Raw genomic sequence first — 22,044 nt, 5'->3', positions numbered from 1 at the left:
GGCCCTGGTCGGCCCGCGCCCCCATGCCCTGGCCCACGACCTCTACTACGGCGCCGAGATCCCAACCTACCGCCACCGCTTCGCCGTCAAGCCCGGCATCACCGGCTGGGCCCAGATCAACGGATCGCGCGGGCCCACCCCCACCCTGGCCGACATGCAGCGCCGCGCCGCCCTCGACCTCTGGTACATCGAGAACCAGAGCCTGCGCCTCGACCTCCAGATCCTCCTGCGCACCGTCCTGGCCGAAATCACCCGCCGCACCAACGCCTTCTGAGGCTCACTTCCTCTGTCCGTAGTCTAGCGAGATAAATTTTTGTGCTCGCCCGATACCGATCCCTCGCATCACCCAACGAGCGTGCCGGCCCGTCCCGGGGGTAGGACAAAGCGAAGATCCAGGGATCCGATCTGGCGACCTACGAGGTGAGCGGATTGAAGTGATGAAAGATGCGATGTCGGTCCGTCTCCAGGATTCCATGATCCCGCCGGATCGACCAGACGATCAACCCTTGATTCAAGAATTCGCACGCGACGCGTAAGGCCTCCTCTTCGCCTCGTATGGCGAGATAGACATGCGGCATAATATCCTCCTTGGATAAGCCTGCTTCGACCGGTTCGCTCCAATGGACGGTCCAGGACATCGCCTACTCCTAAAACAAGCCCAATTTTACAGCTGAACGTTCAAGCGGGGATCGGCGAAACGTCGACGGTGGCGTTGCTTCAACAGCGAGTCGGCATCACGCAGCACCGGCACGCGCGCAATGAAGGCGCCAATCGCCGGTGGGACCCGGACAGCGTTCTTTTCCATGAACCTGTCCGGATCTGCCGTCGAAGAGCAATGCATCTGAAGACTGCTCGCTGAGCTGCCCCGCACGCGGGCTTCCATTGTCTCTTTCATCCCAGCAAATCTTCGGAAAGAATGGCATCTTCGATGCCCACGAATGGGAACGGATTCACTTGGAAGGACTTGTTCGCTGGATGCGCAACGGGCGCGTCGACGGAAGATGGAACTCATGACGAAACTTGCGATCGCTCTGGCTGCCAGCACTCTCCTCGGCGCCATCGGACTGACGTCAGCGTCGGCCGCTCCCGTGATGCCAGCGCCTGCCCTTGCCGTCGCCGGTGATCAAGCGGTCGATCAGGTCGCTTATCGCCGTCACCACCGCGGCATGCGCCATCACCGTCATCACCGCCGCATGCACCGCATGCCGCGCTCTCGGATGATGAGCGATCCGAATTCCCGCAATCCGTCGCAGCCCGGCTATCAGCAGCAGAAGGGCAACACCTCAGGCGGCCCGCGCTACTGATCATCGGCGTCGGTCACAGCAGTCCGGTTGATCGTAGGGCCGTCGTGCAGAGCACGTCGGCCCTTTTCACATTCCCCAGCCCTGGCGCTTTTCTGCTTCTCCCCAGGCGAGACGCATCCTCGCGCTGATTCTCCGACGGCCGCTCTGCTATACTGAGCCCATGTCACAGCGCATCGCCCGCTCCGTTGCCACGTCCGGTTCCACTCCCTCGGATTACGCGACCAGTGCGGCCGTCCTTGAGACGGCTGGCGCCACCCCGATGATGGCGCAGTATATCGAGATCAAGGCCGCTAACACCGATTGCCTCCTGTTTTATCGGATGGGCGATTTCTACGAACTGTTCTTCGAGGATGCGGAGATCGCATCCCGCGCCTTAGGGATCGTGCTCACCAAACGGGGGAAGCACGGCGGGACCGACATCCCCATGTGCGGCGTGCCGGTGGATCGTGCCGACGACTACCTCAGCCGCCTCATCGCGCTCGGCCATCGTGTTGCGGTCTGTGCGCAGACGGAAGATCCCGCCGAAGCGAAGAAGCGGGGTCCAAAATCCGTCGTTCGGCGCGAAGTGGTCCGACTTGTCACGCCCGGGACCATCACCGAGGATCGCCTCCTCGATCCGGCTCGTGCGAATATCCTGCTCGCGATCGCCCGTCGTAAGGCGGGTGAAACGGCCTCCGTCTATGGTCTTGCAGCCGTGGACATCTCGACGGGGCGCTTCTCCCTGAGCGAGGTGGCGTCCGGCGAACTCGATTCCGCGATCGCCCGGCACGATCCGCGCGAGATCGTGCTGTCGGAAACCATTCACGCCGATCCGGCGCTCGCCCGGTTGTGGCGCGAATGCTCGGCCCCCGTAACGCCGTTGGCCCAGGCTGAACTCGAACTCTCCGCGGCCGAGCGGCGGCTCAAGGCGCAATTCGGGGTTTCGACTCTGGAAGGTTTCGGCCAGTTCGGGCGGGCCGAGATCGCCGCCGCAGGGGCGGCACTGCTTTACATCGAGCGCACACAGGTCGGTGCGCGTCCGACCCTGTCACCGCCGACTCGAGAGAGTTCCGCCGCGACCCTCTCCATCGATGCATCCACTCGTGCCAATCTCGAACTGACCCGAACCCTATCCGGTGAGCGTAAGGGAAGCCTGCTGGACGCCATCGACCGGACTGTCTCCGCGGGTGGGGCCCGCCTTCTTGCGGAGCACCTCGCCGGCCCCCTGACTGATCTCGAGGCGATCCGGCACCGCCACGCAGCTGTGGAGTTCCTGGTCGATGATGCGCCTACCCGCGCCGCCTTCCGCGACGGCCTCGCAAGAGCGCCGGATCTCGCCCGAGCCCTCTCGCGTCTTGCCTTAGGACGGGGCGGCCCACGTGACCTCGCGGCTCTCCGTGATGGTCTCGACGCGGCGCAGGATCTCGCCAATCGATGTGGGAGCCTGGTGCGTCTGCCGGAGGATCTCTTGGCGGTCGCGACCTGCCTTGCTGCCGTGGACCGCGCCCTGGTGTCGGAACTTCGTGCGGCGCTGGCCGACGACCTCCCCCTGAAGCGTCAAGATGGGGGGTTCGTACGCCACGGCTACGATTCGGAGATCGACGAAAGCCGACTGCTCGGCCAGGATTCACGAAAGGTCATCGCTGCCCTGCAGGCGCGTTACGCCGAGGAGACTGGCTGTCGTACCCTTCGGATCAAACACAACAACATGCTCGGCTACTACATCGAGGTGCCGCAGGGGGTGGGCGAGGCCTGCCTCAAAGGTGTAATGCGCGAGACCTTCATCCATCGCCAGACCATGGTCGATGCGATGCGCTTCACAAGTGTCGAACTCGGCCAGCTCGAAAGTCGGATCTCGGGTGCATCCGACCGGGCACTGGCCTTGGAAAACGCCGTGTTCGATGCCCTCGCCGGACGAGTCCTGATGCAGGCAACCGCTATTGCTGAAGTAGCCGAGGCCCTCGCGCGGCTCGATGTGGCCGCGTCGCACGCCGAACTCGCGGTCGAGCGCGACTGGCGCCGCCCTCTTGTCGATGAAAGCTACGCCTTCGTGGTGGAAGGAGGACGCCATCCCGTGGTGGAGGCGGCGCTCCACCGCTCCGGGGCTCCCTTCATCGCCAACGATTGCGATCTGTCGGGGGAGGGGCGCGGGCGCATCCGCCTGGTGACGGGTCCCAATATGGGCGGCAAGTCGACTTTCCTGCGTCAGAACGCGCTGATTGCCGTCCTGGCGCAGATCGGCGCGTTCGTGCCGGCGGCGCGCGTTCGCCTCGGCGTCGTCGATCGGCTGTTCTCCCGCGTTGGTGCCGCTGACGACCTCGCCCGAGGGCAATCGACCTTCATGGTCGAGATGGTCGAGACCGCTGCGATCCTGAATCAGGCGACCCGTCGCTCCCTCGTGATCTTGGACGAGATCGGTCGCGGCACCGCGACCTTCGATGGCCTCTCCATCGCCTGGGCCTGCCTTGAGCACCTGCACGAGCAGAATGGCGGCCGCGCCCTGTTCGCGACCCACTTCCACGAGCTTACCGCCCTTGGACAGCGCCTTTCCCACCTCGACAACGCGACTCTCCGGGTGGCCGAGCACAAGGGCGAAGTCGTCTTCCTGCATGAAGTGGTGCCGGGCGTGGCCGAGCGCTCCTACGGGTTGCAGGTGGCACGGCTGGCAGGCCTTCCGGCCGGCGTGATCGCCCGCGCGGGTTCGATCCTAAAGCATCTCGAGAAAGCCGAGCGCGACCGACCCTCAAGGCCCCGCATCGACGACTTGCCGCTCTTTGCCAATCTGGCGCCGCCGCCAATGCCGGAGCCGGTCTCCGAAGCGCCCGACGACACCCTGCGCCTCGCCCTCGAAGCCATCGATCCGGACGCGCTAACGCCACGCGAGGCCCTGGAGGCCCTGTACAGGCTCAAAGCTGTGGTCAGCCAGCGCCATTGAGGACGTCTCGGATGGTCTCAGGTGCCGACGACTGGGCCCACGGGCGGGGCCTGATCGTTGACACCTTGGACCCGATGGGACGTCGACAGGGTCACCCCCGCAGGGTGAGGCGGCCTCCATTCATACTGAACTCGTTCAAGCGCTTCAGAAAGGACATGCCGAGGAGGCTGGTGGACAGGCGCCCGCGAGGCATGACCATGCCGTTGACCCCTTGAACGGTGATGGTGCCGATCCGTATTTCGGGAATGCGCACCGGCGCCGCCAGGATGGTACCGTTGGCAGTCTGGACCGGTACGCGGAAATCGTGTTCGCCGACCCGCAAGCCCGCGCGCTCTGCATCCTCGTAAGTGAAGGCGCAGGCTGTTGCACCGGTATCGACCAACATGCGCAGACGCTTCCCGTCGATCACCGCATCGGTCGAGAAGTGTCCTTGCGCATCGGAGAAGAGCGTCAGGGTGCTCGGGCCGCCTCGCACCGATGCGCCCATGGCGCGCTCGCCCAGCGGCGTGGCAATGATGGCAGTCTCCGGGGCCGGCGGACGTTGGAATCGCTCTGCTAGCCCGATGCCCCAGATTGCGGCGGCTGCCGTCACTCCGAGCGCCCATACGATCGGTCGCGTCATAGCACCCATTCCTTCCTCGATGCGGAAGAATAGATCCGCCAGGGTGAACGAGCCGTCGGTTCGGGGTGGGAATCTTCTCGTGATTCGCTGTGACCAAGGCTTATGGTTTCAGAGTCGCTGACGGGATCGATTGATGAGATCGCGCTGCGGCACCGCAATTGCTGACCCTGGATGTCGGCAACCTCGGATAGAAAGGTGTCCTACCCAACGTTGGCAAGTTGCTCGGCGCAGGCCGCCTGCTGGGCCGCGAAGTTCAAACACGCCTACTCTACTGTCGCGGCGATGGCGGGGCTTAATTGGGGTGAACGCGTCGCTTGGGCTGATGCTGCCGAACTGCACACCGATGAAGCCTGGAGCCAAACCTTCGAAACGTGGAATCGGGGCGCGGCCGAGACCTTCCCCGCGACAGAGCGCGTCGCTGCCCGCACCACGGGTGCCCGGGTACTATCTTTCTCCCCGGGCGGGATTGTCGCCGTGAGCAAGCCTGCTGGCTCCGTCTGCGGTCAAGCGAACCACACCCCTCAAAGGCTTGGGTGCACGGCTTGACGCCGGTGGCGCCGACTGAAGGGGACGCGGCCAGCCATACGCATTACCCTCTCATTGATTTCATCGATATCAATTATTAAAATCATCTGTTTGAATGATGGTGCGGTGCAAATACATTGCGATCACCGGACGAGGCATGGACCTCCGGTGAAAAGAAGGAAACCTGTCATGACCAGCCGTATCTTGATTCTCGCGACCCTCGCAACGGCCAGCCTTGCCAATACTGCGATGGCGGACGACCGTACATTCCTTATGCCGCCGCTGTATCGCGAGCAGGCCCGCGCAACGGCCACCGTGCGTCCCGCTTCCGAGTTGACGACGACGCCTTCCCTGACCCCACGCGTGCCTGCCACCCGGCGGGTCATTGCCGAGACCGCTGACGTGTCCGTTCGTTAAGACGACCGCCCCGTGCGTCAGGGCAGTATCTCTCCGATCCGCGCTCCAGTGGGACGTTTCCCATTGGAGCGTTTTCGTCAATGCCTCGTGGCCGAAAGCGAAAGATCTCTCAAATCATCCGATCTAAATTATCCGATCTTTAGATTCGATCAGTAAGATAGCGCGCTCGTGTCTCGGGCCGGGCTCGCCTAGCTGCACGCCGAGATATCGTCAGCCAGGCTTCGGTCCACGATGCGGATCCGGGTCGGATGGATCGCCTTGGGGCGATCGGCTCGCGACCAAATGACCGCGTCCGGACGACGCCTCGGTTGCGCCGCGCGTTACTTGCGGGTATAGGCCGCGCCAGCGCCCGCCAGACACCCTTGGAGGCACGGGCGCTTCGGGGATCGGGGCATGGCCGTCCGTTTCGGGCGGCCTTTCGCGTTTTCCCGAGATTTTCATTTTCAAAAGGATCACGCCATGAGCGCAGTCAAGACGCTTGAGGCCGTGGCACGCGACCGGGTCGGCAAGGGGGCCGCCCGGGCCGTTCGTCGCCAGGGTCAAGTTCCCGCCGTCATCTATGGTGGCGGTCAGGCTCCGCAGTCCATCGCCGTCGACCTGGTCCGCGTCCGCACGCTGATCTACGCTGGTGGCTTCAAGACCACCCTGTTCGAGATCAATGCGGGCGGCAAGAAGACTCGCGCAATCCCGCGCGACTTCCACCTGGATCCGGTGTCCGGCGTGCCGATCCACGTCGATTTTTTGCGCGTCGTCGCCGGCCAGTCGATCACGGTCGAGGTCCCGGTCCACTTCCTGAACGAGGACGCGGCCCCCGGCATCAAGCAGAAGGGCGGCACGCTCAACGTCGTGCTTCACACGCTTGCGCTCGAGGTTGCGCCCGACGCGATCCCGGATGCCATCGAGATCGATCTAACCGGCCGTGATATCGGCGATGCCATCCACATCACCGACGTGAAGCTGCCGTCCGGCGCCACCTTCACCGGTGAGCCCGACGCCACCGTCGCCAACATCGTGCCGCCGACCGTGCTTGGCGCCGAGGTCGAGGCCGAAGAGGCCGCGATCGCCGAGGCGCAGTCCGCCGAGGCCGCCGAGGAGAAGGCCGAAGAAGAGGCCACCGAGGAGGCCGGCGAGGACGAGAAGAAGGAGGATTGAGCCTGGGGCGCAAGCCCTGTCTCACCCCATCCCTGCGGGTGCCCCGGCCATCAGGCCGGGGCATCTCCGTTTCCGGGGACGCCCGCGGCGTTCCGATGCGAAAACCTGTCTGGATCGATTCGCGCAATGCGCCTGATCGTCGGCCTCGGCAATCCCGGCCCACGCTACGCCAGGAACCGCCACAATATCGGCTTCCTCGCCGTGGACGAGATTGCGCGCGTGCACCGCGCCGGACCGTGGCGCCAAAAGTTCCAGGGGGAGATCGCCGAAGTGGCCCTCGGGTCCGAGCGGGCGATCCTGCTGAAGCCGCAGACCTTCATGAACGAATCCGGTCGTGCCGTGCAGGAAGCGCAGCGCTTCTACAAGATCGCCCTCTCTGACGTCATCGTCTTGCACGACGAACTGGATCTCGCCCCGGCCAAGCTGCGGGTGAAGACGGGGGGGGGCAATGCCGGCCACAATGGGCTGCGCTCGATCACGGCGCAATGCGGCAACGATTACCGCCGGGTCCGCCTCGGTATCGGACATCCAGGGGACAAGGCTCTGGTGCACGCCTACGTGCTGAATAACTTCGGCAAGGCGGAGGAGGCTTGGGTCGACGACCTCTGCCGGGCCATCGCCGACCATGCGCCCCTGCTGGCCGGTGGCGAGGATGCGAGCTTTCAGAACAAGGTCCACCTCGCCATGGCGGGGCGCGGCTGGGACGACGTCAAACAGGTCAACGCGCGCGATTGACCGCAGCGGTGACATCGGATTTCACGCGGGCAGCTTTTCAGCGGACCCGCGAACGGACAGGTGACCCATGGGCTTCAAATGCGGCATCGTCGGCCTGCCGAACGTCGGCAAGTCGACCCTTTTCAATGCGCTGACGCAGACGGCGGCGGCGCAGGCGGCGAACTATCCCTTCTGCACGATCGAGCCGAATGTCGGCGAGGTGGCGGTGCCGGATCCGCGTCTCGACGATCTCGCCAGGATCGCAGCCTCGAAGGAAATCATTCCGACCCGGCTCACGTTCGTGGATATCGCCGGCCTCGTGCGCGGCGCCTCGAAGGGCGAAGGCCTGGGGAACCAGTTCCTCGCCAACATCCGCGAGGTCGACGCCATCGCGCATGTGGTCCGCTGCTTCACCGACGGCGACGTGACGCATGTCGAGGGCAAGGTCGACCCAGCGGCCGACATCGAGACGATCGAGACCGAGCTGATGCTCGCCGACCTCGACAGCCTCGAGAAGCGCGTCATCGCTCTCGAGAAGAAGGCCAAGGGCGCCGACAAGGAGGCCAAGGAGACCCTCGATCTCGTCCAGCGTGCCCTGCCGCTGCTGCGCGAAGGCAAGCCCGCGCGCCTCGTGCAGCGTAAGCCCGAGGAGGAGCACCTGTTCCAGAGCCTCGGCTTAATGACGGCGAAACCCGTCCTCTATGTCTGCAACGTCGATGAAGGCGATGCCGACAAGGGCAACGCCTACTCGGATGCCGTGATGGCCCGCGCCAAGGCGGAAGACGCCAAGGCGGTCGTTGTCTCCGCCAAGATCGAGAGCGAGATCGCCGTGATGCCGCTCGGCGACCAGGGCGATTTCCTAGAGGCTGTCGGTCTCGCCGAGCCCGGCCTGAACCGTGTCATCCGCGCCGGCTACGAGCTTCTCGGCCTCATCACCTACTTCACGGTGGGGCCCAAGGAAGCGCGCGCCTGGACCATCGAAAAAGGCACCCGGGCTCCCGCCGCCGCCGGCGTGATCCATACGGACTTCGAGAAGGGGTTCATCCGCGCCGAGACCATCGCCTTCCACGATTATACGAGCCTGAAGGGTGAGGCCGGCGCCAAGGAGGCCGGCAAGTTCCGCCTCGAAGGCAAGGAATACGTGGTGCAGGACGGCGACGTGCTGCATTTCCGCTTCGCCAACTGATCTGACACGGGCGAGGGCGGCCTCGCTCCCGCATCGGCGGGCCGTCCCTCGGCCCGTCGAGTTCCAGCGCCTGAAAGGATCCGCATGACCGGCATCACCTTCGAGGACTTCACGCCCGGTAGGGTGATCGAGGGTGGTCCGCTGACGGTGACGCAAGCCGAGATCATTGCCTTCGCTCAGGAATTCGACCCGCAACCGTTCCACCTCGACCCGGAGGCCGCCAAGGAAACCTTCGTCGGTCAGCTGATCGGCTCCGGCTGGCAGACCGCCGGCTTCGGGATGCGTCTCCTGCAGAAGCATGTCTTCCGCGGCGCTACCTCGATGGGCTCGCCCGGGATTAACGAGCTGCGCTGGCTCCGGCCGGTGCTGCCGGGCGATCGCCTGAGCATCTCGGTCCGGGTCGACACCTGCCGGGCCTCGAACTCGAAGCCGGACCGCGGCTTCGTCGGTTTCGCGATGACCGTCCTGAACGGGGATGGCGAGCGCGTGATGACACAGATCTTCACGGTGATGTTTCCGCGGCGCGGCGTAGCCTCCTTGCCGCCGCGGGCCGTATCGCCTGCGGACGCCGTGCCGTCCGCAGAGCCCGACGATGCCGAACAGCTCCACTTCCTCGAAGCGACACCCATCGGTGCCGTGCGGGATCTCGGCGGCCACAACTTCACGCCGGAGGCGGTCATGGCCTTCGCGCAAGCCTACGACCCGCAGGCGTTCCATCTCGACCCGGAGGCCGCTCAGCACACCCATTTCGGCGCGCTCTGCGCCTCCGGTTGGCATACCGCTGCCGCTTGGATGAAACGTCTCCACATCACCCGCGGCCGCGACATCGCCCATACGGCGAAGACCGGTCCGGTCCCGCAACTCGGTCCCTCACCGGGCTTTCGCGACATGCGCTGGCTGGCGCCGGTCTATGCCGGCGACACGATCCGATACAGCTGTACCCTGATCGACAAGCGCGAGACCGCGTCGCGCCCCGGCTGGGGCCTCGCCTCCCACCAGAACACTGGTGTGAACCAGCGCGGCGAGAAAGTCTTCGCCTTCACTGGCTCTGTGTTCTGGCAATGGGCATCCGACGCCTGAGGCGTCAGGCGGCCTTGCGCCGTTCCGGGTAAAGGCCGAGAAGCCCCTCGGCATCGGCCGCGGCGACGCCGCGCTCCGTGATGAGACCGGTGACGAGGCGTGCCGGCGTCACGTCGAAGGCGGGGTTCGCCACAGGGCTTCCCGGCGAGACAACTTCGACGGTGGCGAAGCCGCCATCGGCCAGACGCCCGGTGAGATGCGTGACCTCGCGTCCGTCGCGCTCCTCGATGGGGATCTCGCGCACGCCGTCGTCCAGGGTCCAATCGATCGTCGAGAAGGGCAGGGCGGCGTAGAACGGCACCTGGTTGTCGCTGGCGGCCAGCGCCTTCAGGTAGGTGCCGATCTTGTTGCAGACGTCACCCGAGGCCGTGGTACGATCAGAGCCGACGATGCAGACGTCGACGGCACCGTGCTGCATGAGGTGACCGCCGGCATTGTCGGCGATGACGGTGTGCGGGACGCCGTGCGCGTTGAGCTCGAACGCCGTCAGGGCCGCGCCCTGGTTCCGAGGGCGGGTCTCGTCCACGAAAACGTGGACCGGCACGCCGGCATCGTGCGCCACGTAGATGGGTGCCAGGGCCGTTCCCCAATCCACTGTCGCGAGCCAGCCGGCGTTGCAGTGGGTCAGTACGTTGATGGTCCGATTCTTTTGTCGATGCAGGTCGCTCAGGATCTGTGCACCATGGACGCCGATGGCGTGGCAACTCTCCACGTCCTCCTCGGCGATGCGGCCGGCCTCCGCGTAGGCGAAGGCTGCGCGCTCGGCCGCCGGCACCGTGCGAAGCTTGGCGGCGACACGGTCGAGGGCCCAGCGCAGGTTGATTGCGGTCGGCCGCGTGGCGGCGAGGATCGCCACGGCCCGGTCGAGCCCGGCTTCGGAGGCATCCGCGCGCAGGCCGAGCGCGAGCCCATAGGCGGCCGTGACACCGATGAGCGGTGCGCCGCGCACGACCATGGTGCGGATCGCCACCGCGGCCTCGTCCAGGGTGGACAGCGTCTTCAGCTCGAAGGCGAAGGGCAGGCGGGTCTGGTCGATCACTGCTACGGAGGCGCCGTCCTCTGCGGGGAAGATGGTGCGGTAGGGCTTGCCGTCGATCTTCATGGGGGGATCCGGATGCTGGCGGTTTCGAGGCCGAGAAGCCTCGTCGTTGGACGGCGTTTACGTCAGAATGCGGTCGGGAGGCCAGCTTGCGGCCCGATCTGTCGAGACCGCAAAATTCTCAGAACCGCAGCGGCCGCACCCGCTTCACCTGTGGGATCGCGGCGATGCTAGCCAGAACGTCCGTCGAGACCGGCGCATCGACGGCGCAGAAACAGATGGCATTGCCGCCCATCCCATCGCGTCCGAGGGCGAACGTCGCCACGTTGACGCCGGCTGCGCCGAGCGCGCTGCCGAAGCGTCCGATGAAGCCCGGCTGGTCGTGATTGCGCACGTACAGCATGTGCTCTGCGAAGGCGGAATCGATCGGAATGGAGCGGATCTCGATCATGCGCGGCTTGCCGTCGTGGAAGACCGTGCCGGCGGCATCGCGGGGCATGTCCTCGGCCTCGACGGTGATGCGGATCACCGATCCGAAATCGGGTGCCCCGCCGGCGCGGGTGACCTCCTCGACACGGATGCCGCGCTCGCGCGCCACCGCCGGGGCGGAGATCATGTTGATGCCCGACAGGACGGGGCGGAGCACGCCGGTGACGGCGGCCGCCGTGAGTGCGCGGGTGTTCATCGCCGCTACCGCGCCTTCATACGTCACCCGGATGCCGTGGATCGGCGCGTCGGTGAGCTGGCCCAGGAACGAGCCGAGGTTCTCGGCCAGCTCCACGAAGGGTCTCAGGCGCGGCGCCTCGTCGGCCGAGATCGACGGCGTGTTGACGGCGTTCACGACGGCGCCCTGCAGGAGGTAGTCCGCCATCTGCTCCGCGATCTGCAGGGCGACGTTCTCCTGCGCCTCCTTCGTCGCGGCGCCGAGATGGGGCGTGCAGACCACGTTCGGATGCCCGAAGAGCGGGTTCTCGTAAGCCGGCTCGGTCGCGAACACGTCGAAGGCGGCGCCCCCGACCCGGCCGGACTCGAGGGCAGCGCGCAGTGCGACCTCGTCGACCAGGCCACCGCGGGCACAGTTGATGATGCGGACGCCCGGCTTCGTCCGCGCCAGGGCGTCGGCCGAGAGGATGTTCCGGGTCCGCTCGGTCAGGGGGACGTGCAGGCTGATCAGGTCGGCCCGCATGAGAAGCGCGTCGAGTTCGCGCTTCTCGACGCCGATCTCGGCGGCGCGCTCCGGCGTGAGGTAGGGATCGTAGGCGATCACCTTGAGCTTGAGACCGATCGCCCGGTCGGCGACGACGGCGCCGATGTTGCCGCAGCCGATGATCCCCAGGGTCTTGCCCGTCAGCTCCGTGCCCATGAAGCGGGCCTTCTCCCAGCGGCCGGCCTGAGTCGAGGCGTCGGCCTGCGGGATCTGCCGGGCGAGGGCGAACATCATCGCGATGGCGTGCTCGGCGGTGGTGATCGCGTTGCCGAAGGGGGTGTTCATCACGATGACGCCGCGGGCGGTGGCCGCCGCCACGTCGACGTTGTCGACCCCGATTCCGGCGCGCCCGACCACCTTCAGACGGTCGGCCCGCGCCAGCAGCTTGGCCGTGACCCTGGTGGTGGAGCGGATCGCGAGACCGTCATAGGCACCGATCAGGGCGGCGCAGGCGTCGCGATCCCGGCCGAGCTCGGGCCGGAAGTCGACGTCGAGGCCGCGGTCGCGCAGGCGCTGCACGGCGGCTTCGGAGAGGGCGTCGGAGATGAGCACCTTGGGCGCGGGCATGGCGGTGTCCGGCTCGGGCGGGGGAGGACCGACGCGCAACGGGGCCGGACAGCGGCTCCGTCGCGCGCACGGTATACGACGCGGGTGACGTCGAGGTCGCGCGGGCGTCAGGCGGCCCGGGCGAGCTTCGCCTTCTCGGACGCGAAGGCCCAGTCGAGCCACGGGGTCAGGGCCTCGAGGTCCGCGGACTCGACCGTGCCGCCGCACCAGATCCTGAGGCCGGCCGGAGCATCCCGGTAGGCGCCGATGTCGAAGGCGATGCCCTCGCGGTCCAGGGTGTCGGCGATGCCCTTGGCGACCGCACCGACGACGGCGTCGCCCATGGCGAGGATGCCCGGGTCGGTGAGGACGAGGCAGATCCCGGTGTTGCTGTAGGTGCCGGGATCGGCCGCGAGGTGGCCGATCCAGGGCGTCCGCGCCACCCAGTCGTGGATGACCCGGGCGTTGGCGTCGGCCCGGGCGTGCAGCGCCGGCAGGCCGCCGATGCGCGCGGCCCATTTCAGGGTATCGAGGTAATCCTCGACCGCCAGCATCGAGGGCGTGTTGATGGTGTCGCCCTTGAAGATGCCCTCGATCAGCTTGCCGTCCTTGGCCAGGCGGAAGACCTTCGGGACCGGCCAGGCGGGGACGTTCGCTTCGATGCGGGCGACGGCGCGGGGCGAGAGCACGATCATGCCGTGCGCGGCCTCGCCGCCCATGACCTTCTGCCAGGAGAAGGTGACGACATCGAGCTTGGCCCAGTCCAGCGGCATCGCGAAGGCCGCCGAGGTGGCGTCGCAGATGGTGACGCCCTCGCGGTCGGCGGCGATCCAGTCGCCGTTGGGCACGCGGACGCCGGCGGCGGTGCCGTTCCAGGTGAAGATGACGTCGTTGCGTCGGGTGTCGACGGCCGACAGGTCGGGCAGGACGCCGTAATCGCCGACATGCACCCGCGGCGCGATCTTCAGTTCCTTCAGGGCGTCGGTGACCCATTCGAGGCCGAAGGCCTCCCAGGCGACGACCTCGACGGTCTTCGGGCCCAGCATCGACCACATCGCCATCTCGACGGCGCCGGTGTCGGAGGCCGGCACGATGCCGATCCGGTAATCGGCCGGCACCTGCAGGACGCTGCGGGTGAGGTCGATGGCCTCCTTGAGCTTGGCCTTGCCGATGGCCGAGCGGTGCGAGCGGCCCAGCGGCGCGTCGGCCAGGGCCTCGAGGCTCCAGCCCGGACGCTTGGTGCAGGGGCCGGAGGAGAAATTCGGCACGCGGGGGCGCGTGGCGGGTCGGTTGGTCACGTGCGTCATCCTTCCAGATGAGAGCTCCTCGTTGGGGAGGAGTGGCCCGCCGACGCCAATGGACCCGCGCCGCACGGGACGCAAGCGGTCGTCCGCCCGGCCGGGATCGGACCGCACACGAGCCGGGGCGAAACGGGTCTCCCGATGACGGCGCGGGTCACGTGTCGCGGAGATAGGCCCAGAGCGCGTCGGCGGCGTGGTTGCGGCACTCCGGCGATCGGAACAGCCGGATCTCGATGGGCACGTCGAAGGGGTCGGGCCCGGCGCGCCGGAGGCGGCCGCGGGCCTGGTCCTCGGCCGCCACCGTCTGCGGCAGCCAGGCGACGCCGTGGCCTTCGCGCGCCATGGTCGTCAGCGTCGCGGCGAGGTGCGAGGTGAAGCGGGTCGCGAGGTGGAGCGACGCGTCCGTCCGGCAGCTCGCGAGGATGCGCCCGAGGCCCGAGGCCTGACTGTAGGCCAGGTAGGGGATCGGGTCGTCGGGCGATCCGGGCAGCGACCAGGTGCCCGCGCCGCCCGGGGCCGGCGCGCAGAGCGGAACGAGGAGGTCGTGCCCGACCCGCACGCTCTTGAACCGGTCCGGATCGAAGCGCGTCGGCGCATCCGCGTGGAAGTGGCAGAGCAGGAAGTGGACCTCGCCCGACAGCATGATCTGCTCGCAGGCTTCCATGCTGTCCGAGACGAGGTTCAGGGTCCCGAGCATCCGGGACTGCATGATCTGCCGGACCCAGCCCGGGAAGAACGTGAAGGACAGGGCGTGCGTCGCCGCGATCGACAGCGTCGCGGTGTCCTGGGCGCCGACCCCCTGCGCCTCCCGCCGCGCCCGCTCGAGGCTCCGCAGCAGGTCCTGGGCCGCCGGCTGGAAGTGGAGTCCGGCCGGCGTCAGCGTCGCCCCCTGCGCCCCGCGCAGGAACAGGGGCGTACCGACCCAGTCCTCCAGGGCCCGGATGCGGCGGCTGAAGGCGGGCTGCGTCACGCTCCGCGCCTCGGCCGCGCGCGAGAACGTCTTCTGCTCGGCCAGCGCGAGGAAGTCCTTCAGCCAGTCCAGGTCCATCCGCCCGTCCGATGCCGTCCCTGCATAGCGCGAACCGAACATGGCATTGGCCGAGCGCGGCTGTCCAGGCGTAAGCAAAACGCCAAGCCCCACAAGAGGGATCACCGAGGAAACTGCCCAGAACGTGGTAGATGAGAGGAAACAGAGCATGAAGTCATGGCTCGGCAGGCTCTATGTTCAGGTCTTCATTGCGATCGTCTTGGGTGGTCTCGTCGGCGTCTTGCTGCCGGAGGTCGCCGTGACGCTCCAGCCCCTGGCCGACGGCTTCATCAAGCTGATCAAGATGCTGCTCGCGCCGGTCATCTTCGGCACCATCGTCGTCGGCATCGCCAAGATGGGCAACATGAAGGAGGTCGGGCGCATCGGCGTGCGGGCGCTCGTCTACTTCGAGGTCGTCTCGACGCTCGCCCTCGTCATCGGCCTCGTCGTGGTCAACCTGATGCAGCCGGGCGTGGGCATGAACATCGACGCCAGCCACATCGACGGCAGCGCCATCGCCGCCTACGCCAAGCGGGCCGAGGCGCAGCCGGGCTTCGTCGGCTTCCTGATGGACATCATCCCCACCACCATCGTGGATGCCTTCGCCAAGGGCGCCATGCTGCAGATCATCCTGATCTCGCTGCTGCTCGGCCTCGCCCTGGTCCAGGCCGGCGAGCGCGGCAAGCCGGTGGTCGCCGTCATCGACAGCCTGCTCGACGCGCTGTTCCGCGTCGTCGCCATGGTGATGCGGCTGGCCCCCATCGGGGCCGGGGCGGGGGTCGCCTTCACCATCGGCAAGTACGGGTTCGGCACCGTCTGGTCGCTCGCCTACCTGATGCTCGGCGTCTACGCCACGTCGATCCTGTTCGTCGTGCTGGTGCTCGGCTCGGTCTGCGCCTGGACCGGGTTCTCCCTCGCCAAGGTGCTGAGCTACTTCAAGGACGAGATCCTCATCACCTTCGGGACCTGCTCCACCGAGGCCGTCATGCCGCGCATGATGGCCAAGCTGGAACGGCTGGGCTGCGAGAAATCCGTCGTCGGCCTGGTGCTGCCCACGGGCTACACCTTCAACGCGGACGGCACCTGCATCTACCTGACCATGGCGGCGATCTTCGTGGCGCAGGCCACCAACACGCCGCTGGGCCTCGGCGACCAGCTCGTCGTCCTCGGGGTGCTGCTCCTGACCTCGAAAGGCTCCGCGGGCGTGGCCGGGGCCGGGTTCGTCACCCTCGCCGCCACCCTGTCGAGCCTCCACACCGTCCCGGTCGCCGGCCTCGTGCTCCTGCTCGGCGTCGACCGCTTCATGAACGAGGCGCGGGCGGTCACCAACCTCATCGGCAACGCGGTGGCCACCATCGCGATCGCCCAGTGGGAGGGCGCCTTCGATCGCGGCAGGGCCGAGGAGGCCTACCGCAACCGGGCCGCCATCGCCGCCGCCGACGTCGTTCCGGCCGAGACCCGGCCGGGACCCGATCGGGCATTGCCCGCCGCGCTCGCCTCCTGAGGCCGCGCCCCCGTCACCCCACCCATTTCCCTCCGTCCAGTGAACCCAGGAGAGTCCCCATGCGCATCGTCGACGTCTGCGAGGTCACCAAGCCGATCGCCTCGCCCATCCGCAACGCCTACATCGACTTCTCGAAGATGACCGCCAGCCTCGTCGCCGTCGTCACCGACGTCGAGCGCGACGGCCGCCGGGTGGTGGGCTACGGCTTCAACTCGAACGGCCGCTACGGCCAGGGCGGCCTCATCCGCGAGCGCTTCCGCAACCGCCTCCTGGAAGCCGACCCCAAGAGCGTGCTGAACGCGGCCGGCGACAACCTCGACCCGCACAAGCTCTGGGCGGCGATGATGACCAACGAGAAGCCCGGCGGCCACGGCGAGCGCTCGGTGGCGGTGGGCACCCTCGACATGGCGATCTGGGACGCGACCGCCAAGATCGCCGGCAAGCCGCTGTTCCGGATGCTCGCCGAGCAGAAGGGCATCGAGGCCGACCCGCGCGTCTTCGTCTACGCGGCGGGCGGCTACTACTATCCGGGCAAGGACGACACCCAGCTGCGCGCCGAGATGCGCAGCTACATCGACCGCGGCTACACCGTGGTGAAGATGAAGATCGGCGGCGTTCCGATCGCGGAGGACCAGCGCCGCATCGAGGCGGTGCTCGCGGAGATCGGCTCGGCCGCGCAGCTCGCCGTCGACGTGAACGGGCGCTTCGACCTCGAGACCGCCATCGCCTACGCCAAGATGCTCCGCCAGTACCCGCTGTTCTGGTACGAGGAGATCGGCGATCCCCTCGACTACGCCCTGCAGGCGGCGATGTCGGAGTTCTATCCGGGTCCGATGGCCACGGGCGAGAACCTGTTCTCGCATCAGGACGCCCGCAACCTCCTGCGCTACGGCGGCATGCGCCCGGACCGCGACTGGCTGCAGTTCGACTGCGCCCTGTCCTACGGCCTGGTGGAGTACCTGCGCACCCTCGACGTGCTGGAGCAGTTCGGCTGGTCGCCGAAGCGCTGCATCCCGCATGGTGGGCACCAGATGTCACTCAACATCGCGGCGGGCCTCGGCCTCGGCGGAAACGAGAGCTATCCGGACCTGTTCCAGCCCTATGGCGGCTTCCCGGACGGGGTGCGGGTCGAGGCCGGGCACATCGTCATGCCCGAGCTTCCCGGCATCGGCTTCGAGGGCAAGTCGGACCTCATCGCGGTGATGCGCGACCTCGCCGCCTGAAGCGGTCGCGTGGGCCGTGCGGGACGGCGGTGTCCCGCGCGGTCCGCGCACGCCTCATGCGCCCGCGCGGGGGCCGTCCGGCAGGGTTCGGCTGAACAGGGCAAGCAGCGCGTCCCATCCCTGCGCGGCGGCCTCGGCGTCGTAGACGGGGAAGTCCGGCATCATCCAGCCGTGGGCGGCCGGGTAGATCCGGGTAGTGTACCGGACGCCCGCCTGCGTCAGGGCCTCCTCCAGGCGCTCGGCCATCGCGGGCGGGTAGCTGCCATCGTTCTCGGCCGCCGCGATGGTGACCTCCGCCCGCAGCTTCGCGACGAACCGGTGCGGGCTCGTCGGTGCGTCGGTGGCGAGGTTGCCGCCGTGGAAGCTGGCCACCGCCGCGAAGCGATCCGGGTTCCGCCCCGCCGCGGCCAGCGCCACGCCGCCACCCATGCAGAAGCCCACGGCACCGACGGTCGCGCCCGCGACGTCGGCGCGCGTATCGAGATAGGCCAGGATCGCGTCCGTATCCCTCGCCGCCTTCTGGGGATCGGTCGTGGCCATCAGCGGGCCGAGGGTTGCGCGGAAGTCGCTGGCGAAGACCTCCCGCGGCACGAAGGGGCCGTAGGGCCCGTAGCGGTAGAAGAGATCCGGCAGGGCGACGACGTAGCCGGCCTCGGACAGGTGCCGGGCCATGTCGCGCATCGCAGGCCGGATTCCCCCGGCATCCATGTAGAGGATCACCGCCGGCCACGGCCCGTGGCCGGGGGGCACCAGGACGTCCATCGGGCAATCCCCGTCGGGCGTCCGGATCGTTACGCGCTCGTTCGGCATCGGCCTCTCCCGGTTCGGATCCCGGCGACTATGCCCGGTGCGGGTGGCGGGGCAACCCGGCCGGAGGCGACGCGTCAGTCCTCGCGGGAGCGTAGCAGGTCGGGTCGGCGCTCCTGGGTGAGGCGCAGGGCCTCGGCCCGGCGCCATCGCGCGATGGCGCCGTGGTTGCCGCCGGTGAGGACGTCCGGGATCGCCCGGCCCTCCCAGTCCCGGGGGCGGGTGTAGTGCGGGTATTCGAGATGGCCCGTCTCGAAGCTCTCCTCCTCGCCGGAGGCGAGCTTGCCCATCACGCCGGGCAGGAGGCGCACGCAGGCGTCGAGCACCACAAGGGCGGCGATCTCGCCGCCGGAGAGGATGTAGTCGCCGATGGAGACCTCCTCGAGGCCGCGCCCGGCGATCACGCGCTCGTCCACGCCCTCGAAGCGGCCGCAGACGACGAGCACGCCGGGCCCCGCGCTCAAGGACCGGACGCGCGCCTGCGTGAGAGGCCGGCCCCGTGGGCTCATCAGGAGCCGGGGCCGGGGATCGTCGGGCGCGCCCGCCGCATCGATGGCGGCGGCGAGGACGTCGCAGCGCAGCACCATGCCGGCGCCGCCCCCGGCGGGGGTGTCGTCCACCGCCCGGTGCCGGCCTAGGCCGTGCTCGCGGATGTCGCGGGCCTCCAGGCTCCAGGTGCCCCGCGCCAGCGCATCCCCGGACAGGGACACCCCGAGCGGCCCCGGAAACATCTCCGGATAGAGGGTGAGGACGGTGGCGTTCCAGGGACTGGCGGTCATGGTGCTTACTGGCGCGCGGAGGCGCGCCGGGTCAACGTGGCACCGATCCGGCGGCGGCGGGTTAAGCCTGCATGGCCGCTTCCCCCTCGCTCCGTCCCCGGCTCCTCGTTGCCCTCGTCCGGACCGTCACCCTGGCGCTGGCCCTGACGGGGTTCGGCCTGTTGCGGCCCGTCCGGGCGGCCGAGCCCCTGGCTCCGGCGGGTACGCCCGCCGCGGCCTTCCCGAAGCCCGACCGGCCGGTGGCCGAGATCGTCGCCCCGCTCTGGGCCTCGGAGGCGCAGCGCGATTCGGTCGACGAGGTCGGGCAGGTGATGCGGCTCATGGGCATCGCGGCCGGCCAGAGTGTCGCCGATATCGGCGCGGGCAGCGGCTACTACACGGTGCGGATGGCCGAGCGGGTCGGTCCCCAGGGACACGTCTACGCCGAGGACGTGACGCCGCGCTACCTGGTAGGGCTGGAGGGGCGCATCGCCAAGAGCGCGCTCACCAACGTCACGGTGGTGCGTGGCGAGCCGCACGATCCACGCCTGCCGCCGGCCTCCCTCGACGCCGCCGTGCTGGTCCACATGTACCACGAGATCGCCCAGCCCTTCGGCCTGCTCCACAACCTCGCGCCGATGATGAAGCCGGGCGGCCGGATCGGGATCGTCGACGCCGACGACGTGCCCTCGCGGCACGGCACGCCGCCGGCGCTGCTCGCCTGCGAATTGACGGCCGCCGGATACCGTCAGACCGGCTTCTCGGTGCTGGAGGGCGGCGTCGGCTACCTCGCGATCTTCGCGGCGCCCGCCGCCGCCGAGCGGCCGAATCCGGGTGCCATCCGGCCCTGCCGGGACGAGACCACCCGGGGCGGCAGAGACGGGGCGGCCCAGCGCGCGCGGTGAGCGCCCGGGCGACGCCGCCGTCAGGCGCTGGTGTCGAGAACCAGGGCCGACGACGCGCTGCTGGTGCGGTTGGTTCCGTTGGCGCCGTAGGCGGACCCGGCGGCCTGGACGCTCTGCAGCTGCTTGATGAAGCTGCTCAGGAGGTCGCTGACCGAGGCGCGCGTGGCGGAGCCGTTCGTCGTGCCGTCATCCGAACCGGACGCCGCGCCGTCCGGCGGCGGACCTGGGGGCGGGCCGCCCGCCTCGCGCGCACCGTCGGCCTGCGACGCGCGCGTGCTCTGCCCGCCGCTGGCGAAGAGGGATTTCAGCGCGCCCGCCTGATCGTCCGTGAGGGTGCCGGCGCTGACCTGATCCGCGATCAGTCCGTCGATCCGGTCCGTCAGGGAGGCCGGATCGCGCGCTGTCGCCGCTCCCCCGGCGGCCTTTCCGCTCGACGACGCGGACAAACCCGTGTCGATCGCGGTGAGGGCCGAGGTGAGGGCGGTGGCGTCCGTGCCGCTCAGGGCGCCGGCGGACAGTTCGCTGGAGATGGTCGACGCCATCTGCTCCTTCATCGCCCCGTGAGGGCGCGGTGGCGGCCGCGGGGCGAAAACCGGGGAGGCCGCGGAGGCGATGGTGCTCATGGGGGCGCACGGGGGTTCGGGGCACCGGGAAAGCCCGGCCGTCGATACGTGGGAAATATACCCACGCGACTCTTAACGGCCGGTTATCCGGGTTTCACGATTCGGCGAGGCGGTGACGGGGCGGGAGCGTCAGGCGGCCGCCGTCAGCCGCGGCTTCACCTCGGTGCCCAGCAGGGCGATGGAGCGCTGCATCGCCTCCGGCTCCTGCATCGCCGAGCTCATCTGGAAGGTGAGGCGGGACAGGCCGCCGAGGACGGCGTCGGCGGCCCGCACCTTCGCGGCGACCGTCTCCGGGGCGCCGATGAGGTAGGACCCGCCGGGCCCGCACATGGCGGCGAACTGCTCCTCGAGGCCGGAACTCGGCCAGCCGCGTTCGGCCCCGATCTTGCCGAACATCGCGGCCCAGCCCGGATAGAACGCCTCCCGGGCCGCGCGGTCGGTGTCGGCGACGAAGCCGATGGCGTGGACGCCGACCTTCAGGGTCTCGGGGGCGTGCCCGGCTCGGCGGCCGGCCTCGCGGTAGAGCTCCACCAGGGGCCGGAAGCGCTCGAAGCGGCCGCCGATGATCGCCACCATCAGGGGCAGGCCGAGGGTGCCGGCGCGGGCGAAGGAGGCCGGCGTCCCGCCCACGCCGACCCAGATCGGGAGGCGCTCCTGGTGCGGGCGCGGGTAGACGCCCTGTCCGGTGAGCGGGGGGCGGAAGCGGCCCCGCCAAGTGACGTGGGTCTGCGCGCGCAGGGCGAGCAGCAGCTCGAGCTTCTCCGCGAACAGGGCGTCGTAGTCCTCGGCCGCGAAGCCGAACAGCGGGTAGGCCTCGCCGAAGGAGCCCCGTCCGACCACCATCTCGGCGCGGCCCCGGGCGATCAGGTCGAGGGTGGCGAAGTCCTGGAAGACCCGCACCGGATCGGCCGCGCTCAGCACGGTCACGGCGCTGGTCAGGCGGATGCGACGGGTGCGGGCAGCCGCGGCCGCCAGGATGACGGCGGGGGCGGCGTCGAGGAACTCCGCCCGGTGATGCTCGCCGATGCCGAACACGTCGAGGCCGGAGCGGTCGGCGGCTTTGACCTCGTCGAGCAGGCGTTCCATGCGCTCGGCCGCCGAGAGGGTCCGGCCCGTCTTCGGATCGGGGAGGGTGACGGCGAAGCTGTCGATGCCGATGTCCATGGTGGGGTTTCTCGCGGGCGGGGGCG

At 68.5% G+C, this 22,044-nt stretch carries 22 protein-coding genes; 11 read left to right on the top strand and 11 right to left on the bottom strand.

Annotation, left to right across the window (positions count from 1 at the left end; all coding sequences use genetic code 11):
• Positions 1-274: sugar transferase (locus ASF20_RS08660; protein WP_200927202.1), on the top strand; the 274-nt coding region annotated here is incomplete at its 5' end.
• Positions 275-413: 139 nt separating this feature from the next.
• Here the strand turns inward: ASF20_RS08660 and ASF20_RS08655 are convergent.
• Together ASF20_RS08655 and ASF20_RS23925 are read right to left on the bottom strand one after the other, a co-directional pair.
• Positions 414-638, bottom strand: a complete 225-nt coding sequence (locus ASF20_RS08655) for a hypothetical protein (RefSeq protein WP_056272996.1) — start codon at positions 636-638, stop codon at positions 414-416.
• Positions 639-664: 26 nt separating this feature from the next.
• The gene (locus ASF20_RS23925; RefSeq protein WP_156647996.1) at positions 665-805 is read right to left on the bottom strand and encodes a hypothetical protein; all 141 of its coding nucleotides are present in this window, start codon (positions 803-805) and stop codon (positions 665-667) included.
• Positions 806-1,010: 205 nt separating this feature from the next.
• Here ASF20_RS23925 and ASF20_RS08650 point away from each other — a divergent pair, with 205 nt between their 5' ends.
• Together ASF20_RS08650 and mutS are read left to right on the top strand one after the other, a co-directional pair.
• Entirely contained in the window at positions 1,011-1,304 is a 294-nt protein-coding gene (locus tag ASF20_RS08650) for a hypothetical protein (RefSeq protein ID WP_056273737.1), read from the top strand.
• Positions 1,305-1,464: 160 nt separating this feature from the next.
• Positions 1,465-4,218, top strand: a complete 2,754-nt coding sequence (gene mutS / locus ASF20_RS08645) for a DNA mismatch repair protein MutS (protein ID WP_056272995.1) — start codon at positions 1,465-1,467, stop codon at positions 4,216-4,218.
• A 91-nt stretch (positions 4,219-4,309) separates the two neighbouring features.
• On the opposite strand, the gene ASF20_RS08640 is transcribed toward mutS, so the two are convergent.
• Positions 4,310-4,840 (bottom strand): TIGR02281 family clan AA aspartic protease, encoded by a 531-nt coding sequence (locus ASF20_RS08640; RefSeq protein WP_056272992.1) that lies wholly within the window; start codon positions 4,838-4,840, stop codon positions 4,310-4,312.
• Between the two features lie 714 nt (positions 4,841-5,554).
• Here ASF20_RS08640 and ASF20_RS08635 point away from each other — a divergent pair.
• The 5 genes from ASF20_RS08635 to ASF20_RS08615 all read left to right on the top strand — a co-directional run bounded on the left by ASF20_RS08635 (position 5,555) and on the right by ASF20_RS08615 (position 9,914).
• A complete protein-coding gene (locus ASF20_RS08635) occupies positions 5,555-5,782 on the top strand; it encodes a hypothetical protein (protein WP_056272990.1) in 228 nt (75 codons plus the stop codon).
• A 459-nt stretch (positions 5,783-6,241) separates the two neighbouring features.
• Positions 6,242-6,934 (top strand): 50S ribosomal protein L25/general stress protein Ctc, encoded by a 693-nt coding sequence (locus ASF20_RS08630; RefSeq protein WP_056210838.1) that lies wholly within the window; start codon positions 6,242-6,244, stop codon positions 6,932-6,934.
• 126 nt (positions 6,935-7,060) lie between these two features.
• Positions 7,061-7,669: an aminoacyl-tRNA hydrolase gene (gene pth / locus ASF20_RS08625; RefSeq protein WP_056210839.1), complete on the top strand. Its 609-nt coding sequence runs from the start codon at positions 7,061-7,063 to the stop codon at positions 7,667-7,669.
• 67 nt (positions 7,670-7,736) lie between these two features.
• Positions 7,737-8,834, top strand: coding sequence for a redox-regulated ATPase YchF (gene ychF, locus ASF20_RS08620; RefSeq protein ID WP_056272986.1), 1,098 nt, complete (start codon positions 7,737-7,739; stop codon positions 8,832-8,834).
• An 84-nt stretch (positions 8,835-8,918) separates the two neighbouring features.
• Positions 8,919-9,914, top strand: coding sequence for a MaoC family dehydratase (locus ASF20_RS08615; RefSeq protein ID WP_056272983.1), 996 nt, complete (start codon positions 8,919-8,921; stop codon positions 9,912-9,914).
• Between the two features lie 4 nt (positions 9,915-9,918).
• On the opposite strand, the gene mtnA is transcribed toward ASF20_RS08615, so the two are convergent.
• The 4 genes from mtnA to ASF20_RS08595 form a co-directional block, all read right to left on the bottom strand.
• Positions 9,919-11,016, bottom strand: coding sequence for an S-methyl-5-thioribose-1-phosphate isomerase (gene mtnA, locus ASF20_RS08610; protein WP_056272980.1), 1,098 nt, complete (start codon positions 11,014-11,016; stop codon positions 9,919-9,921).
• Between the two features lie 118 nt (positions 11,017-11,134).
• Positions 11,135-12,727: a phosphoglycerate dehydrogenase gene (serA, locus tag ASF20_RS08605; RefSeq protein ID WP_056272978.1), complete on the bottom strand. Its 1,593-nt coding sequence runs from the start codon at positions 12,725-12,727 to the stop codon at positions 11,135-11,137.
• A gap of 107 nt (positions 12,728-12,834) precedes the next feature.
• A complete protein-coding gene (locus tag ASF20_RS08600; protein ID WP_056272975.1) occupies positions 12,835-14,013 on the bottom strand; it encodes a phosphoserine transaminase in 1,179 nt (392 codons plus the stop codon).
• 148 nt (positions 14,014-14,161) lie between these two features.
• Entirely contained in the window at positions 14,162-15,055 is an 894-nt protein-coding gene (locus ASF20_RS08595; RefSeq protein WP_056272972.1) for a LysR family transcriptional regulator, read from the bottom strand.
• A 148-nt stretch (positions 15,056-15,203) separates the two neighbouring features.
• Here ASF20_RS08595 and dctA point away from each other — a divergent pair, with 148 nt between their 5' ends.
• Both dctA and ASF20_RS08585 read left to right on the top strand, forming a co-directional pair.
• Positions 15,204-16,538: a C4-dicarboxylate transporter DctA gene (gene dctA, locus ASF20_RS08590; protein ID WP_056272970.1), complete on the top strand. Its 1,335-nt coding sequence runs from the start codon at positions 15,204-15,206 to the stop codon at positions 16,536-16,538.
• 59 nt (positions 16,539-16,597) lie between these two features.
• Positions 16,598-17,761, top strand: coding sequence for a mandelate racemase/muconate lactonizing enzyme family protein (locus ASF20_RS08585; protein ID WP_056272967.1), 1,164 nt, complete (start codon positions 16,598-16,600; stop codon positions 17,759-17,761).
• 54 nt (positions 17,762-17,815) lie between these two features.
• On the opposite strand, the gene ASF20_RS08580 is transcribed toward ASF20_RS08585, so the two are convergent.
• Positions 17,816-18,571 (bottom strand): dienelactone hydrolase family protein, encoded by a 756-nt coding sequence (locus tag ASF20_RS08580; protein WP_056272964.1) that lies wholly within the window; start codon positions 18,569-18,571, stop codon positions 17,816-17,818.
• A 74-nt stretch (positions 18,572-18,645) separates the two neighbouring features.
• Entirely contained in the window at positions 18,646-19,347 is a 702-nt protein-coding gene (gene trmD / locus ASF20_RS08575; protein ID WP_056210863.1) for a tRNA (guanosine(37)-N1)-methyltransferase TrmD, read from the bottom strand.
• A 71-nt stretch (positions 19,348-19,418) separates the two neighbouring features.
• Between trmD and ASF20_RS08570 the strand changes: the two genes are divergently transcribed.
• Complete coding sequence (locus ASF20_RS08570; RefSeq protein ID WP_082501237.1) at positions 19,419-20,231, top strand: methyltransferase domain-containing protein; 813 nt, start codon at positions 19,419-19,421, stop codon at positions 20,229-20,231.
• 20 nt (positions 20,232-20,251) lie between these two features.
• Here ASF20_RS08570 and ASF20_RS08565 read toward each other — a convergent pair whose 3' ends face one another.
• Positions 20,252-20,773, bottom strand: coding sequence for a hypothetical protein (locus tag ASF20_RS08565; RefSeq protein ID WP_056273731.1), 522 nt, complete (start codon positions 20,771-20,773; stop codon positions 20,252-20,254).
• A 210-nt stretch (positions 20,774-20,983) separates the two neighbouring features.
• Positions 20,984-22,018 (bottom strand): Atu2307/SP_0267 family LLM class monooxygenase, encoded by a 1,035-nt coding sequence (locus ASF20_RS08560; RefSeq protein WP_056272960.1) that lies wholly within the window; start codon positions 22,016-22,018, stop codon positions 20,984-20,986.
• Between the last annotated feature and the right edge of the window lie 26 nt (positions 22,019-22,044).

The organism is Methylobacterium sp. Leaf88 (assembly GCF_001422795.1).
Lineage (GTDB): Bacteria > Pseudomonadota > Alphaproteobacteria > Rhizobiales > Beijerinckiaceae > Methylobacterium.
Note: the sequence above shows the minus strand (reverse complement) of the source record. Positions and strands in the feature narration are given on the sequence as shown.